Source organism: Mycolicibacterium nivoides, from assembly GCF_003855255.1.
Taxonomy (GTDB): Bacteria; Actinomycetota; Actinomycetes; order Mycobacteriales; family Mycobacteriaceae; genus Mycobacterium; species Mycobacterium nivoides.
In genome coordinates, this window is the sequence record NZ_CP034072.1 from 5,195,055 (window position 1) to 5,210,277 (window position 15,223).

At 69.6% G+C, this 15,223-nt stretch carries 12 protein-coding genes; 7 read left to right on the plus strand and 5 right to left on the minus strand.

All coding sequences use genetic code 11. The features are described from left to right. The first annotated feature begins 26 nt into the window (after positions 1–26). Together EH231_RS25405 and EH231_RS25410 are read left to right on the plus strand one after the other, a co-directional pair. A complete protein-coding gene (locus EH231_RS25405; protein WP_124713540.1) occupies positions 27–878 on the plus strand; it encodes a DUF8453 domain-containing protein in 852 nt (283 codons plus the stop codon). Between the two features lie 23 nt (positions 879–901). Beyond that, entirely contained in the window at positions 902–1,612 is a 711-nt protein-coding gene (locus EH231_RS25410; protein ID WP_124713541.1) for a crotonase/enoyl-CoA hydratase family protein, read from the plus strand. A gap of 30 nt (positions 1,613–1,642) precedes the next feature. On the opposite strand, the gene EH231_RS25415 is transcribed toward EH231_RS25410, so the two are convergent. Then, the gene (locus tag EH231_RS25415) at positions 1,643–2,191 is read right to left on the minus strand and encodes a protease inhibitor I42 family protein (protein WP_124713542.1); all 549 of its coding nucleotides are present in this window, start codon (positions 2,189–2,191) and stop codon (positions 1,643–1,645) included. A gap of 154 nt (positions 2,192–2,345) precedes the next feature. On the opposite strand from EH231_RS25415, the gene EH231_RS25420 reads away from it, so the two are divergent. Next, positions 2,346–2,822: a MarR family winged helix-turn-helix transcriptional regulator gene (locus EH231_RS25420; protein WP_164481011.1), complete on the plus strand. Its 477-nt coding sequence runs from the start codon at positions 2,346–2,348 to the stop codon at positions 2,820–2,822. Next, entirely contained in the window at positions 2,819–4,069 is a 1,251-nt protein-coding gene (locus EH231_RS25425; protein WP_090424549.1) for an MFS transporter, read from the plus strand. The genes EH231_RS25420 and EH231_RS25425 overlap by 4 nt, the downstream gene beginning before the upstream one ends. A gap of 3 nt (positions 4,070–4,072) precedes the next feature. Here EH231_RS25425 and EH231_RS25430 read toward each other — a convergent pair whose 3' ends face one another. Together EH231_RS25430 and EH231_RS25435 are read right to left on the minus strand one after the other, a co-directional pair. Continuing rightward, a complete protein-coding gene (locus EH231_RS25430; RefSeq protein WP_124713543.1) occupies positions 4,073–5,785 on the minus strand; it encodes a PEP-utilizing enzyme in 1,713 nt (570 codons plus the stop codon). 96 nt (positions 5,786–5,881) lie between these two features. Then, positions 5,882–6,265 carry a hypothetical protein gene (locus EH231_RS25435; RefSeq protein ID WP_124713544.1) on the minus strand — a complete coding sequence of 128 codons (384 nt, stop codon included), beginning with the start codon at positions 6,263–6,265 and terminating at the stop codon, positions 5,882–5,884. Positions 6,266–6,368: 103 nt separating this feature from the next. Between EH231_RS25435 and recC the strand changes: the two genes are divergently transcribed. The 3 genes from recC to recD are packed head-to-tail and all read left to right on the plus strand — an operon-like array spanning position 6,369 to position 14,466. Next, positions 6,369–9,554, plus strand: coding sequence for an exodeoxyribonuclease V subunit gamma (gene recC, locus EH231_RS25440; protein WP_124713545.1), 3,186 nt, complete (start codon positions 6,369–6,371; stop codon positions 9,552–9,554). Continuing rightward, entirely contained in the window at positions 9,551–12,805 is a 3,255-nt protein-coding gene (recB, locus tag EH231_RS25445) for an exodeoxyribonuclease V subunit beta (RefSeq protein WP_124713546.1), read from the plus strand. The genes recC and recB overlap by 4 nt, the downstream gene beginning before the upstream one ends. Continuing rightward, positions 12,805–14,466, plus strand: a complete 1,662-nt coding sequence (recD, locus tag EH231_RS25450; protein ID WP_124713547.1) for an exodeoxyribonuclease V subunit alpha — start codon at positions 12,805–12,807, stop codon at positions 14,464–14,466. The genes recB and recD overlap by 1 nt, the downstream gene beginning before the upstream one ends. On the opposite strand, the gene EH231_RS25455 is transcribed toward recD, so the two are convergent. Both EH231_RS25455 and EH231_RS25460 read right to left on the minus strand, forming a co-directional pair. Continuing rightward, positions 14,463–14,612: a hypothetical protein gene (locus EH231_RS25455; RefSeq protein ID WP_090424544.1), complete on the minus strand. Its 150-nt coding sequence runs from the start codon at positions 14,610–14,612 to the stop codon at positions 14,463–14,465. The two genes, recD and EH231_RS25455, sit on opposite strands and share 4 nt — an antisense overlap. A gap of 160 nt (positions 14,613–14,772) precedes the next feature. Next, complete coding sequence (locus EH231_RS25460; RefSeq protein ID WP_124713548.1) at positions 14,773–15,192, minus strand: hypothetical protein; 420 nt, start codon at positions 15,190–15,192, stop codon at positions 14,773–14,775. Positions 15,193–15,223 lie beyond the last annotated feature (31 nt).

A 15,223-nucleotide genomic window follows, 5' to 3' on the forward strand; every position in this document is an offset into this window, starting at 1 on the left:
CCTGATGTCCGTGATATACCCACTTGGTGGGGATCATCGATTCAGTCACGGAGCGGGGGCGTGAGTTGGCTAGTTTCGAACCGGGTGCGTGGACTGCGCTCGCAGCATGGGTGGCGATCGTCGTCGTCGTCATCGCGCTGATCTATGCGTGGCGGCAGTACCTGAAGGCCAAGGAGCGGCAGGCCGAGCTGACTCAGCCCAACGTGTCGATGTTCATGGAGCCCAGCAGTGCCGATTGGCATCTGGTCGAACTGGTCGTCCGCAACTACGGGCAACGGCCGGCCTACGGTTTGCGGTTCGAGTTCGCGAACCCGCCGACGGTCGGCAAATACGAAAGCTCCTACGACGACAACTTCGTCGACATCGTGCCGTTGAACCTGCCCGCCGAGATCCCGTACCTGGCGCCGTCGCAGGAGTGGCGCATCGTGTGGGATTCGGCCCTGGACCGCAAGCAATTGGGTGAGGCCATCGCGTCCCGCTTCGACGGCGCAGTCACCTACTACGACGAGCCGGGCTCCCCCGGCAAGCCCAGCGGGCGCAAGCTGCGCAACACCGCGGTGCTGGATTGGGCGACGCTGCCACCGGTGGACCGCATGGAGCTGCTGACCACCCATGACCAGGCGCGCCGGGAGAAGCAGAAGCTCGAGTTGTTGCGCGGTGTGCTGACGTATTTCCAGTACGCGGCCAAGGAGTCCGACGAGCAGACGCTGCGGAACGAGATCAACCGCATCAATGCCCTGGGCGCCGAGGTGCGGTCCCGCTGGCGCGACCGGTACGAGGCCAGCCATGACGATGACGACGACGATTACGACGATGACGACCCCGAGACCGACCTGATCAAACCGGCGGCAACCTCTGGCAGGCGTCATCGGGCCTGAGGCCACTCGCTAGCATCAGTGCGATGAGCAGCCTGGTGAGCTACGAGCTCAACGATGCCGTCGCCACGATCACGATGGACGACGGCAAAGTCAACGCACTGTCGCCTGCGATGCAGGCCGAGATCAACGCGGCGCTGGATCAGGCGGCCGCAGGCGCGGCTGCCGGCGAGGTGAAAGCCGTGGTGCTGGCGGGCAATTCGAAGGTGTTCAGCGGCGGGTTCGACCTGAGCGTGTTCTCGGCCGGCGATGCGGCGGCGACCCTGGCCATGCTCGCCGGCGGCTTCGAGCTGTCGGTGCGGTGTCTGACCTTCCCGGTGCCGGTGATCATGGCCGCGACCGGACATGCCATCGCGATGGGCTCGTTCCTGCTGCTGTCGGGTGATCATCGGGTCGGCTCGGTGACGTCGCGGTGCCAGGCCAACGAGGTGAAGATCGGGATGACGCTGCCGATCTCGGCCATCGAGATCATGCGGATGCGCTTGACCCGCGCCGCCTTTCAACGCGGAGTCTCCATGGCCGCGGTGTTCACCGGTGACGTGGCCATCGCGGGCGGCTGGCTCGATGAGGTCGTCGAGGCCGACGCGGTGCTGTCCCGCGCCCAGGAGGTGGCCGCCGAAGCTGCGGCAACCTTGAACACCGGTGCACACGTGGCTAGCAAGCTCAAGGCCCGCGCCGAGGCCATCACCGCGATTCGCGCCGGAATCGACGGGCTGGCAAAGGAATTCGCGGGTTAGACGCCTTCCGGTCGGCCCTGCTCGACAGGGTCACCCACGCAGGCGCCGCACCAGCAGGTACACCAGGCGCCCGACCAACCCGAACACCGTCACCAGGACCACCACCGCGGCCACGTACGGCAGAGCGGACTCGGCGCCGGAGGCGATACCGTCCCACCAGGTCGGTGGGCCCACCGTGACGGTCACCGCGTAGCGCCGGCACACCCGGTCACCGTTGTCGGACTCGACCAGGCTGACCTGCGCAGTTCCCGTCTGCCGCGCTCGGTATCTCATGGTGTTGGTGCCATTGCCGTTTCCCGCAGGCGGCGGCTTCCGGGCAGGCTGGTAGAGCTGGCCCAGATATTCCGCGACGTCGGGGGCGGAGTTGTCTTCCTTGCGCCACTGGCAACCGGTTTGGTCGTAATCGTCGGCGAGCACGATGTCGAAGAGCTGGCCGCTCCGGACTTGGACGTGACCGCCATTGTCATCGTCGGTTGCGATCACATCCGGCTGCGGCGCACAGCCACCCGCCATCAGCACCAGCGAGCACAGAAGCGAAAGGGCCAGCCAACGCACGGGCCGGCCCCATCCCTCTGACATCAAACAATCGTATGGGCCGGCTACCACCGTGGTTGACGGCAATCTCGCGCCCTAGCGACGGGGCGGTCCCCTCGCGTTCGTAACGCCACGGCGTCAAACGCGGAGCGACGGGCGACGACTCCGCGCCCGCACCGCCGATCGCACCAATACATGTATGTGCTATGCACATATAGTGCCTCGCTACAACCAACTCGATGAGCTCCTCGTGCGCATTCACACCGTCCGGCAGCGCCCTGGGTGGCGGCGCCGGCTGATCGACGCATCGGGCAGTGTCCCGTCGCTGTCGACGCTGCGGGTGTTGCGCGCCGTCGAGCAGCGGGAGAAGGCCGGGCAGAGCGCATCGATCGGCGAGGTGGCCGAGAACATGGCCGTCGAGCACTCCACCGCCAGCCGCACCGTCGCCAATGTCGTCGCCGCCGGGCTGCTGACCAAGAGCCAAGACGTCGATGATCAGCGCCGGTGGGTGCTCACCCTCACCGACGCGGGACGCCGGGCCCTCGCCGACGTCACCGAACGGCGGCGCGAAATGGTCGCCGAGACCGTGGCCGAGTGGCCCGAGTCCGACGTCGACAAACTCGTCGACCTGCTGGAGCAGCTGGTGACCGATTTCGAGCGGGGGATCTGTTCGTGACGGCCCAGACCACTGCCCGCCCGCAGCCGCGCGGCGCCCTGCGGCTGATGTTCGACCCGGTCTTCGGCGCCTTGTTCTGGGGCAAGATGTTCTCCGTCGTCGCGGTGTGGACGCACGGCATCGTGGCGGCCATCGTGATCTTCGACGCCACCGGCTCGGCGGTGATGGTGGGCATGGTCGGCGTCGCCCAGTTCCTCCCCCAGCTCATCCTGAGCCCGACCAGCGGCAAGTGGGCCGACGTCGGCAACCCGGCCCGCCAGATCCTGTGGGGCCGGGTCTTGTGCATCATCGGCTCCGGCTCGACCGCACTCTGGCTGTACCTGTCCCCCGACCTGCAGGGCACGGCCGCGGCGGTCCCGGTACTCGTCGGCTCCACCCTCGTGGGCTTCGGATTCGTCATCGGCGGCCCGGCCATGCAGTCGGTCGTGCCGAGTCTCATCCGCGACGGCGAACTGCCGACGGCCATGGCGCTCAACAGCATTCCGATGACCATCGGCCGCATCCTGGGTCCGGCCATCGGCGCGTTCCTGGCCGCCCGTCTCGGCGCGGCGCCGGGTTTCGCGATCAGCGCGGGCCTGCACATGGTGTTCGCGATCTTCCTGCTGCTGGTCACCTTCCCGGCCCGGCCCGAGCGCAGCCCGGACGGCGACTACCGGGTGCGCGCGGCGCTGGCCTACGTCTGGCGGGACCGTCCGCTGCTGCTGGCGCTGCTGGCCGTGACGACGGTGGGCTTCGCCTCCGATCCGTCCATCACGCTCACCCCGTCGATGGCCGAGGATCTCGGCGGCGGCGCCCATCTGGTGGGTGCGCTGTCGGCGGCGTTCGGCATCGGCGCGGCCGTCGGCATGGTGGTGCTGGCTTCTTTGCGTGGGCGGGTGCCCGCGGCCCTGGTATCGGCGATCGGGCTGTGGATGTTGGTCGCCGGGTCGGGCCTGCTGGCGCTGAGTACCGTGACGGCCTTGGCCCTGGCGGGTTTCGCGATCGCGGGGCTGGGTTTCGGCTGGGCGATGACGGGTCTGAGCACCGTCGTGCAGGAGCGGGCCCCCGAGGAACTGCGGGGCCGCATCATGGCGTTGTGGCTCGTCGGCTTCCTCGGGTCGCGCCCGTTCGCGGCGGCACTGCTGGGCGGTGCGGCCGACGTGTTCAACGTGCGGGTGGCGTTCATGATCGCCGGTGCGGTGACGCTGGCGGTGACCCTGGCCGCCCGCCCGGCCGCGTTGTCGGCACCAAACCCCGTGGCGGCCTGACGCTCAGGCCACCCGCACAATGCGTCCGGCCGCCCCGTCGACCTCGACGATATGGCCGGTGCGCAGTACCCGGCTGGCGGTCTTCGATCCGACCACGCACGGGATGCCGAACTCCCGGGCGATGATCGCCGCATGCGACATCGTGGCCCCGGTGCTCAGGACCACCGCGGCCGCATAGGTGAAGTACGGCGTCCAGCCGACGTCGATGCTGTCGGCGACCAGGATTTCGCCGGGGCTCAGTTGGTGCAGCGATTCCACGGTCACCACCCGGACGCGGCCCGTGACGGAGCCGACAGACGCCGGTATCCCGGAAAGCGCTTCGCCACATCCGATTTCGGGGACCGTCTCGGGACTCGGCGTCCAAGTCCCGACGAAGTCCAGCGGTGGCCGTTCGCGCTCCAGACGCGCCCGTTCGGCCCGCCGGCGCAACACCAGGTACCGGACGTCCAGCGGAGGCCACAGCAGTTCGTCGAGCACGAGGTAGAACACGTCGTCGGGGTCGACGATGACGCCCTGCTCCACCAGCCGCGCGCCCAGTTCTCGGGCAGCGAGTCGATATTCGTGGGTGAGGCGGATCGCGGCGTCGCGGCCGCGTTCCCTGGACCGCTGGAACCACGCCCCGACCCAGGTCAGCAACCGCACCCACGGCGACATCGCCGGCTCGGGCACTCGATGCTGGGCAGCGCCCGCGAGCTTGCCGACCACCTCGAGCAACACTGCCGGGTCGTCGGCGAAGACCGGGTTGGCCAGCTCACTCTCCCCCGGTCCCCGGTGTCCCCATGCGGCGACCACGGCATCGAGCCGTGCAACGAACTCCGGGTGCTGCGTCCTCAGCAGTTCGATGGCCGGCCCGGTTCGGTGTTCCCTGAGGACGGCCGCGATCGCGGGGTCCGAGGCGACATCGGCGGCCAGCGCACGGGTGGCCATGGTCAGACCCGCGCTCGCCAATTTCTCCATCCCGCCGAAGAATTCGGTGGACAGTGAGCGGCGGGCCAGGATCTCGAGAACGCCGGTGAACGACACCGAAGCCAGGGTAATGAGTGCGGCCGTGCCCCAGGCGTCGACGACTTCGTCATGCAGACAACGCAATTCGTCGCGCAGTCGCACGTCGGACCGGCCGGCGTAATACGCGGCACCGCGCTGCCGGCTGCGCGCGTCGACATCCATCCGCTTGGTTTCGGTACCGGAGGACGCCACGAACACCAGCAGCCGCGGCAACCGGCGCGCCTTGGCCCACAGCCCCGCCCGCGCGGTCTCGGAGCCGTCGTCGTCATGGTCGGCGCCGAACAGCTTGTCGCGCCAGCCCGCAGGCCCGGCGGCGGGAAGTACGGCGCCCGCCGCGAACAGCACCGTCAGGTTGGCGTAGATCCGGTGGCCGAAGGCCCCGGTCTGCTCCTCGATGACCGCGCGGCGCAACTCACCGTCCACGCTCATCGCTTCGACCGCGTGGACCCCCATGACCCGCATGCCGTCGAGCGAAAGCTCCAGCGACAACGGCGTCATCGGCCCCGGGAACGCCTCGGTGGTGTTCACCGCGGTGTATGCGGGCCAGCGCGGGTCGACGTCGGTGTCGAATTCGCCGCGGGCATCGCTCGCCGGATATCGGAGCGCCGGCGCGCGGGTGGGCACCCGCACCCACGGGTAACGCCACGGCAGCCGAATCTGCCTACCGCGCACGACGATGTGGGCCCGGTTGGCTGTGGCGAAGTCCCGCACGCAGTCTGACGCCGACCACGCGGGGTGGAATCCGAGGGCACTCAGCCGGGCGGTGTCCAGCTCGGGGTCGACCTCGCCGGCCCGCTCGAAGTACGGCTAGCCCAGCAGCGCGGCCACCTGCCGCAACGGCAGTGAGTCGGCGGCCAGGCCCACCACACCGGCCCAGTCCGGGTTGTCGACGGCGTCGGCTATGAAGCGCGCGACGTCATCGGGGTGAACGAATTGCACCGGGTTGGGCCGGTTCCTGGCCCCGACGATGACGGGTGCGGCGTAGCGCAGGCGTGTCGCACCGGCCGCATCCCGGCCCAGCACCGGGGCCAGCTCGACGCGCAGTTCGGCGTCCCGCGTCACCGTGATGACGCGGGATTCCAGCCGCACGACGACACTGCCGGCCTCGGACAGCTGGTGTCCCCTGCGCCGCAGTTCCGCCCGGATAGCGGCGTCGGCGCCGTCGCAGGTACCGCTGACCACAACGCGCATCCCAATCAGTGTGCGGCGGCCGCGGGCGGGCTGTCAGTCGATTTGCTCAGGATCGTCGGCCTGGGGTTTTCGGTGTCGGCCCGCGGTCCTATCGTGTGTATCGATGGCACTGCACCTGCACCGGGCCGAGCGCACCGATCTGCTCGCCGACGGACTGGCTGGTCTGCTGTCGCAACCTCCGTCCGATCCGTTCGCCCAGGAGCTCGTGCTGGTCCCGGCCAAGGGCGTGGAGCGCTGGCTGAGCCAGCGGCTGTCGAACCGGCTCGGGGTGTGCGCGGCGGTCGAGTTCCGCAACCCGCGTTCGCTGATCGCCGAGCTGACCGGGACCGCCGAGGAGGATCCCTGGTCGGCGGACTCGATGGCCTGGCCCCTGCTGGCGGTCATCGACGACAACCTGGACCAGCCGTGGTGCCGGCCGGTGGCCACGCACCTCGGTCACTTCGAGACCGGTGACGAGTACGAGCTGCGTCAGGGCCGGCGCTACGCGGTGGCCCGCCGGTTGGCCGGACTGTTCGCCTCCTATGCCCGGCAGCGCCCGCAACTTCTGGTCGACTGGGACGGCCTGCCCGACGACCTGTCCTGGCAGGCTCCGCTGTGGCAGGCGCTGACCGAACGGATCGACGCCGAGCCGCCGCACATCCGGCACGCGAAAGCCCTTGCCCGGCTGGCTGAATCACCGAGTGACCTACCCGAGCGGCTGTCGCTGTTCGGGCACACCCGGCTGCCGGTCACCGAGATCGAACTGCTCACCGCGCTGGCCACTCATCACGATCTGCATCTGTGGCTGCCGCACCCCAGTGACGACCTGTGGCAGTCGCTGACCGCGCACACCGGCCCGCTCCCCCGCCGTGAGGACAGCAGTCACCGCGATGTCGGCCATCCGCTGCTGGCCACCCTCGGCCGGGACCTGCGCGAGTTGCAGCGCAGCCTGCCGGCCGCAGACACCGACGAATATCTCAGTGGCACGGGCTATCCGGATACGGTGCTGGGTTGGTTGCAGTCCGACATCGCCGCCAACGCGGTTCGCCCCACCGGGCGGGTACCTCGGCCTGAGGACCGCTCGGTGCAGGTGCACAGCTGCCACGGCCCGGCCCGGCAGATCGAGGTGCTGCGCGAGGTGCTGCTGGGCCTGCTCGCCGACGATCCCACCCTCGAACCACGCGACATCCTGGTGATGTGCCCCGACATCGAGACCTATGCGCCGCTGATCACGGCCGGTTTCGGGTTGGGCGATGTGGTGCGCGGCGCCCATCCGGCGCACAAGCTGCGGGTCCGGCTGGCCGATCGTGCCCTGGTGCAGACGAATCCGCTGCTGTCGGTGGCAGCCTCGGTGCTGACCCTGGCCGGCGGGCGGGCCACCGCGAGTGAGGTGCTCAACCTGGCCGAGTCGGATCCGGTGCGGGCCCGGTTCGGTTTCACTGATGACGACCTGGAGGCCATCACCGCCTGGGTGCGGGAGGCCAACATCCGGTGGGGTTTCGATCAGGAGCACCGCAGCCCGTACGGCGTCGAATTCCTGCACAACACCTGGCGTTTCGGTATCGACCGGGTGTTGGCCGGGGTGGCGATGTCCGACGATTCGCACGCCTGGCTGGGCACCACGCTGCCGCTCGACGACGTCAGCAGCAACCGGGTCGAGCTGGCCGGCCGGTTCGCCGACTTCGTGGAGAAGCTCAGGCACGCCGTCGATCAGCTCAGCGGGGTTCGCCCCCTCGGTGAGTGGCTGTCGGCGCTGAGCACCGGGATCGAGGCGCTCGCCTACTCCGATGAGGAGTGGACTGCCGCCCAGGTACAGCGCGAGTTCGCCGAGATCACCGAGGCCGCGGGCGCGCCCGCTACGCCCATGCGGCTCAGCGATGTTCGCGCACTGCTGGATCGGCATCTGGCCGGGCGGCCGACGCGGGCCAATTTCCGCACCGGCACTTTGACGGTGTGCACCATGGTGCCGATGCGCTCGGTGCCGCACCGGGTGGTGTGCCTGGTCGGGTTGGACGACGGCGTCTTCCCCCGGCTGGGTGCCGTCGACGGCGACGACGCGCTGGCCCGCGACCCGCGTACCGGCGAACGCGACATCCGTTCCGAGGACCGCCAGCTGCTGCTCGACGCGATCGGCGCGGCCACCCAGACCCTCGTCGTCACCTATACCGGCGCCAACGAATACTCCGGTCAGGCCCGCCCGCCGGCGGTGCCGCTGGCCGAGCTGCTCGACACACTGAAGGTCACCGCCGAGCAACCCGTGGACGTGGTGACCGCACACCCGTTGCAGCCCTTCGACATCCGCAACGTCACCCCGGGCGCGCTGCGACCCGACGGCCCGTTCACATTCGACCCCACGGTGCTCACCGCGGCCCAGGCCAGCGCCGGACAGCGGGCCGAGCGGCCGCCGTTCTTCGCCCACCCGCTGCCGCCACCCCCGGCCGGGGACGTCGCGCTGGAGGATCTCGTCACGTTCTTCAAGGATCCGGTGAAGGGCTTCTTCCGCGCGCTGGAGTACACGCTGCCCTGGGATGTGGACGGGGTGTCGGACGTGATGCCGGTCGACATCGACGCACTGGAGGAATGGACCGTCGGCGATCGCATGCTGAACGACATCCTGCGCGGCATGACCCCGGCCGACGCCCAGCAGGCCGAGTGGCGTCGCGGCACCCTGCCGCCGGGCCAGTTGGGTTGGCGCCGCGCGATCGCGCTGCGCGATCAGTGCGCGCTGCTGGCCGCCGAGGCATTGCGGCACCGCAGCACCGATCCACAGGCCTACGACGTCGACATCGATCTGGGCAACGGGCGCCGGCTGACCGGTACGGTCTCCCCGGCGTTCGGTGACCGGCTGGTGTCGGTCACCTATTCGAAGCTCGACGGCAAGCACCTGCTGCAATCCTGGATTCCGTTGTTGGCGTTGGCCGCCGGGCACCCGGGGCGGGACTGGTCTGCGGTGTGTATCGGGCGCCCCCGGCGCGGCGACAACCCGCGCGTCGAAGGGTTGGGCCGCCCGGACGATCCGGTCGCGCTGCTGGCCGATCTGGTGGCCATCTACGACGCGGGCCGCCGGGAGCCGTTGCCGCTGCCCATCAAGACCTCGTATGCCTGGGCGGCCGCGCGGCACGCAGGTGACGACCCGGAGCGGGAAGCGGGATTCCGTTGGCGCAGTTCCAGATTCCCCGGTGAGGACGAGGCGCCCGCCCATGTGCGGGCGTGGGGCCGCGGCGTGCCGTTGAGTCGGCTGGCCGGGCTGGGTGAGTATTCCGAGCGGTTGTGGCTTCCGATGCTGCGGGCCGAGAGGTCGCCGTCGTGAACGTCTTCGACCTCCTCGGTCCGCTGCCGCAGAAGAACAGCACCACGGTGCTGGAGGCCAGTGCGGGCACCGGCAAGACGTTCGCGCTGGCGGGGTTGGTGACCCGGCTGGTGGCCGAGGGTGCGGCGACGCTGGATCAGATGCTGCTCATCACGTTCGGCCGGGCCGCCAGTCAGGAGTTGCGCGAGCGGGTCCGCGCCCAGATCGTCGGCGCGCTGGTGGCGTTGGAGGATCCCTCGCGTGCCGACAACGATCTGCTGCGGCATCTGATCGCCGAGGACCAGCAGGCCCGCGGGCAGCGGCTGCGCGACGCTCTGGCCGGCTTCGATGCGGCGACCATCGCCACGACGCATCAGTTCTGCCAGATCGTGCTGAAGTCCCTCGGCGTGGCCGGGGACAGTGATTCGGGTGTGACGCTGGTCGAGAGTCTTGACGAGCTGGTGTGCGAGATCGTGGACGATCTGTATCTCGCCCACTTCGGTGCTCAGCGGGATGTCCCGGAGCTGGGGTATGCCGAGGCGCTGCGGCTGGCCCGGGTGGTGGTGTCCAATCCGGCGACCGAGCTGCGGCCGCTGGATCCCGAGCCAGAGTCCCCGGCGGGGATTCGGCTCGGTTTCGCGCGGGCAGTGCTGGCGGAGTTGGAGATTCGCAAACGCCGCCGCGGCGTGCTGGGCTATGACGATCTGCTGACCCGGCTGGCCGGAGCGCTGGCGGCGGAGGGCTCGGCGGCGCGGGTGCGCATGGCACAGCGCTGGCCGATCGTGATGGTCGACGAGTTCCAGGACACCGATCCGGTGCAGTGGCAGGTGATCGAGCGGGCCTTCTCCGGGCGGTCGACGCTGATCCTGATCGGTGATCCCAAGCAGGCGATCTACGCGTTCCGCGGCGGGGACATCGACACCTATCTGCGGGCCGCGGCCACCGCCGGTGACAAGCAGACACTGGGCACCAACTGGCGCAGCGACAGCGTTCTGGTGGACCGCCTTCAGGCGGTCCTGCGCGGCGCCGAACTCGGCGGGCCGGACATCGTGGTGCACGACGTGCAGGCCAACCACCAGGGCCACCGGCTGGTCGGGGCGCCGCACAACGATCCGTTCCGGCTGCGCGTGGTGACGCGGAACCGCGCCGGCACCAAGGTGATTCCGATCGCCGATCTGCGCGACCACATCGGCAAGGACCTGGCCGCCGACATCGGTGCGCTGCTGACCAGCGGCGCCACCTTCGACGGCGACAGACTGCAGGCCCGCGACATCGCGGTGATCGTCGAGACCCACAAGGACGCCCGGGCCTGCCACACCGCGCTGCTGGACGCCGGCATCCCCGCGGTCTACACCGGGGATTCGGATGTGTTCAATTCCGAGGCCGCCGAGGACTGGCTGTATCTGCTGGAGGCCTTCGACCAGCCGCACCGCCCAGGGTTGGTGCGGGCCGCGGCGGCCACGATGTTCTTCGGGGAGACCGCGGAAACCCTTGCCGCCGGCGGTGATGCACTGACCGACCGGGTCGCCGACACGCTGCGCACCTGGGCCGGCCATGCCCGCGAACGTGGGGTGGCGGCGATCTTCGAGGCCGCGCAGCTGGCCGGTATGGGCAAGCGCGTGCTGTCCTGGCAGGGCGGCGAGCGGTTGATGACCGACCTGTCCCACGTGACCCAACTGCTCGGCGACACCGCCCACCGCGAGGGGTTCGGGCTGGCCGCGCTGCGGGACTGGCTGCGCACCCAGCGCTCCGAGGGCGGCGGCACGTCCGAACGCAACCGTCGCCTCGACAGCGACGCGGCCGCGGTGCAGATCATGACGGTGTGGGTCAGCAAGGGCCTGCAGTTCCCGATCGTGTACCTACCGTTCGCATTCAATCGGTATGTGCCGGAGCCGGATCTGGTGCTGTTCCACGACGAGGGCGTGCGCTGCCTGCAGATCGGCGGCCCGGATCCGGCGGTGACCCGGGCCGGTCGGGCCGAGGCGGCCGCCGATGACAGCCGCCTGACCTACGTGGCGATGACGCGGGCCCAGTCACAGGTGGTGGCGTGGTGGGCGCCGTCGAATGACGAGCCGAACGGCGGCCTGTCTCGGCTGCTGCGCGGGCGCGCTCCCGGCCAGGACGCGGTGCCCGACCGATGCGCACCGGCCAAGGTCTCCGATGACGATGCGCTGGCCCGGTTGCGGGCGTGGGAGGCCGTGGGTGGTCCGGCGCTGGAGGAGTCGGTGATCTGCCCGGCCACGCCCGTGCCCCCTCTCGCAGTACCGGATGATCTGGCGGCGCGCCATTTTCACCGTTCCATCGACACCGCATGGCGGCGCACGTCGTACTCGGGGCTGCTGCGGGCCGCCGAAGAGGACGGCCACTCCGGGGTGTCCAGCGAGCCCGAGGTCGCCGAGCTCGACGACGAGTCGACCGACATCACCGTCGTCGCCCCGGCCCAAGGCGCCGACGTGCCGTCCCCGATGGCCTCGTTGCCCACCGGGGCCGCGTTCGGCTCACTCGTGCATGCGGTGCTCGAGACCACCGACCCGCTGGCCGCGGACCTGACGGCCGAGCTGCGGACCGAGGTGGGCCGCCATGCGGCCCGCTGGCCGGTCGAGGTCTCTGTCGATGAGTTGGCGGCGGCGCTGGTGCCGATGCACGACACCCCGCTGGGCCCGTTGGCACCCGGCGTGACGTTGCGCCAAATCGGGCTGCGGGACCGGTTGTGCGAGCTGGATTTCGAGTTCCCGATGGCCGGCGGTGACCTGCGCGGCGGCGAGTTCGCGCGGCTGGCCGACGTCGGAGCGCTGCTCGACGAAAATCTGCCGGCCGATGATCCGATGGCCGTCTATGCCGACCGGTTGTCGACGGGGCTGCTGGGCCGCCAGCCGCTGCGCGGGTATCTGTCCGGTTCGGTGGACGTGGTGCTGCGAATCGGGCAGCGCTTCGTCGTCGTCGACTACAAGACCAACTGGCTGGGCACCGGTGACGCGACGCTCACCGCGGCCGATTACGGGCGGGACCGGATGGTCGAGGCCATGCTGCACTCGGACTACCCGCTGCAAGCGTTGCTGTACAGCGTTGTGCTGCACCGGTTCCTGAGGTGGCGGCTGCCCGACTACGACCCGGCCACCCATCTGGGCGGCGTGATGTACCTGTTCGTGCGCGGGATGTGCGGGGCGCAGACGCCCGTCGTCGGCGGGCACCCGGCCGGCGTGTTCAGCTGGGAGCCGCCCGCGGCGCTGGTGATCGCGCTGTCGGAGCTACTGGATCAGGGAGCCTCGTGATGCTGGATGCTTTCGCCGAGATCCTCGAACCCGCCGATGCGCAAGTGGGCAGGAGGTTGAGCACGCTGGCCGACGAGACCGACCCCTTCGTCACCCTGGCCCTGGCGCTGGCGGTGCGGGCCCTGCGCGGCGGCTCGGTGTGCGTGGACCTGCGTACGGTGGCCGAGCAGGCCCAGTTGCCCGAGCTGCCGTGGCCCCGGCCCGACGAGTGGCTGGCCGCGGTGGCGGCCAGCCCGCTGACAGGCACTCCCCCGGTGCTGCGGTTGTTCGGCGATCTGCTGTACCTGGACCGGTACTGGCTGGAGGAACAGCAGGTCTGCGACGACGTGCTGACCCTGGTGGGCACCCCGCCAGGCGGTTCGGCGCCCGATGTGGCAAGGCTGTTCCCGCCGGGTTTCGAGGAACAGCGGGCCGCGGCGAAAGTGGCGTTGTCGCAGGGGTTGACGGTGTTGACGGGTGGGCCGGGCACCGGCAAGACCACCACGGTGGCGCGGCTGTTGGCGCTGCTGGCCGAGCAGGCGGCGCTGGCCGGTCGCCCGTCCCTGCGGATCGCGCTGGCCGCGCCGACTGGTAAGGCCGCCGCCCGGCTGCAGGAAGCCGTGCAGCTCGAGGTGAACCGACTCGATGCCGTGGACCGTGAGCGGATCTCGGGCCTGCAGGCCACGACGCTGCACCGGCTGCTGGGGTCACGCCCGGACACGTCGTCACGGTTCCGCCATCACCGGGCGAATCGGTTACCGCACGACGTGATCGTCGTCGACGAGACCTCGATGGTGTCGCTGACCATGATGGCCCGGTTGTTGGAAGCGGTGCGGCCGCAAACCCGCCTGCTACTGGTCGGCGATCCCGATCAGCTCGCCTCGGTGGAAGCCGGCGCGGTGTTGGCCGACCTTGTGGAGGGGCTTGGGTCGCGTGGGGTGGCGGCGCTGCAAACCTCGCACCGGTTCGGTGAGTCGATCGGCGCGCTGGCGTCAGCAATCCGGGCCGGGGACGCCTCGGGCGCGGTGGAGGTGCTGGCGGCCGGTGGTGAGCACGTCGAGTGGGTGTTCGCCGAGCCGACCGAGCGGCTGCGGGAAGTGCTTGTGCCGCATGCCCTTGCGCTGCGACAGGCCGCGATCCTGGGGGATGCGAGCGCGGCGCTGACCATCCTCGACGAGCATCGGTTGTTGTGCGCGCATCGGCACGGTCCGTTCGGCGTCGCGCAGTGGAACCGTCAGGTGCAGCGGTGGCTGGCCGAGGCGACCGGCGAGCCCACGTGGGCCTCCTGGTACGTGGGAAGGCCAATCCTGGTGACGGCCAACGACTATGGGCTCAAGCTCTACAACGGCGATACCGGGGTCACGGTCGCCACCCCGGACGGACTGCGGGCCATCGTGGGTGGAACGGTGGGCGGGTCCGCGTCATTCGCGACGGGCCGGCTCACCGAGGTGGAGACCATGCACGCCATGACGATCCACAAGTCCCAGGGCAGCCAGGCCGACGAGGTCACCGTGCTGCTACCGCCGGTAGATTCCCGGTTGTTGACGAGGGAGCTGTTCTATACCGCGGTCACCCGGGCCAAGACGCGGGTACGCGTCGTGGGTTCCGAAGCGGAAATCCGCGCGGCCATCGCCCGGCAGGCGGTCCGAGCGACCGGCCTGCGAAAGCGGCTGAAGCTCTAAACGGCGCGTCCGGCGAAAAATGCGCCGGAGATGAGGCCGATCACGATGGCCAGGGTGGGCAAGCCCATCGCCACAGCCGTCACGACGCCGGCGACCGCACCGATGCCGAGCACCAGCAGGAGTACGCCTACAACTGCACCGAACATTGCACGCCCTTTCTTATGACAGCGATCACAATGTACATCCTCCGTAAGCTGAATCACATACGGATCGCGCACCAATTCGGTTAACGATTGGGCGGCAAAATGTATAGCTGAGCTTGGTATATGCCTTGTTCAGCGCGCGCCAGCGAACTCGGGCGCGGAACTATCCGGCGCCCGAGATGCTCAGCGCCCAGAACACCAGTGCGTTGAGGGCCACGAGGGTCAGCAACGAGATCGCGAAAGCGCGGCCCCACCGGTGTCTGGGTGCGGCGAACGGCAACACCAGGGCCCAGAAAAGGCTCAGCGGCACGGAGATGAGAACCCCGAAGACGATCCCGTAGCCGTGCGGATCGGTGGCCGGGTTCGTGTCGAAGGCCGAACTCAGCATCACGAACACGACCAGAGCCCAGAGCACCACGGCGCCGCCGCCGATGATCCCCACGAGGCAGCGGATGGCGAGCATGACTTGGTAGTTCCGTTTGGCCTCAGACGGCGGCTGGAGATAAGCCTGTGGCGCGTACGCCCGGGGCCCGTACCGGTCCACCCATTCGTGTGGGTATTCCTCTGGCGGTGTCTCCCCCACGGCAACCCCTCGGTTCGGCGTTCTCACCAGA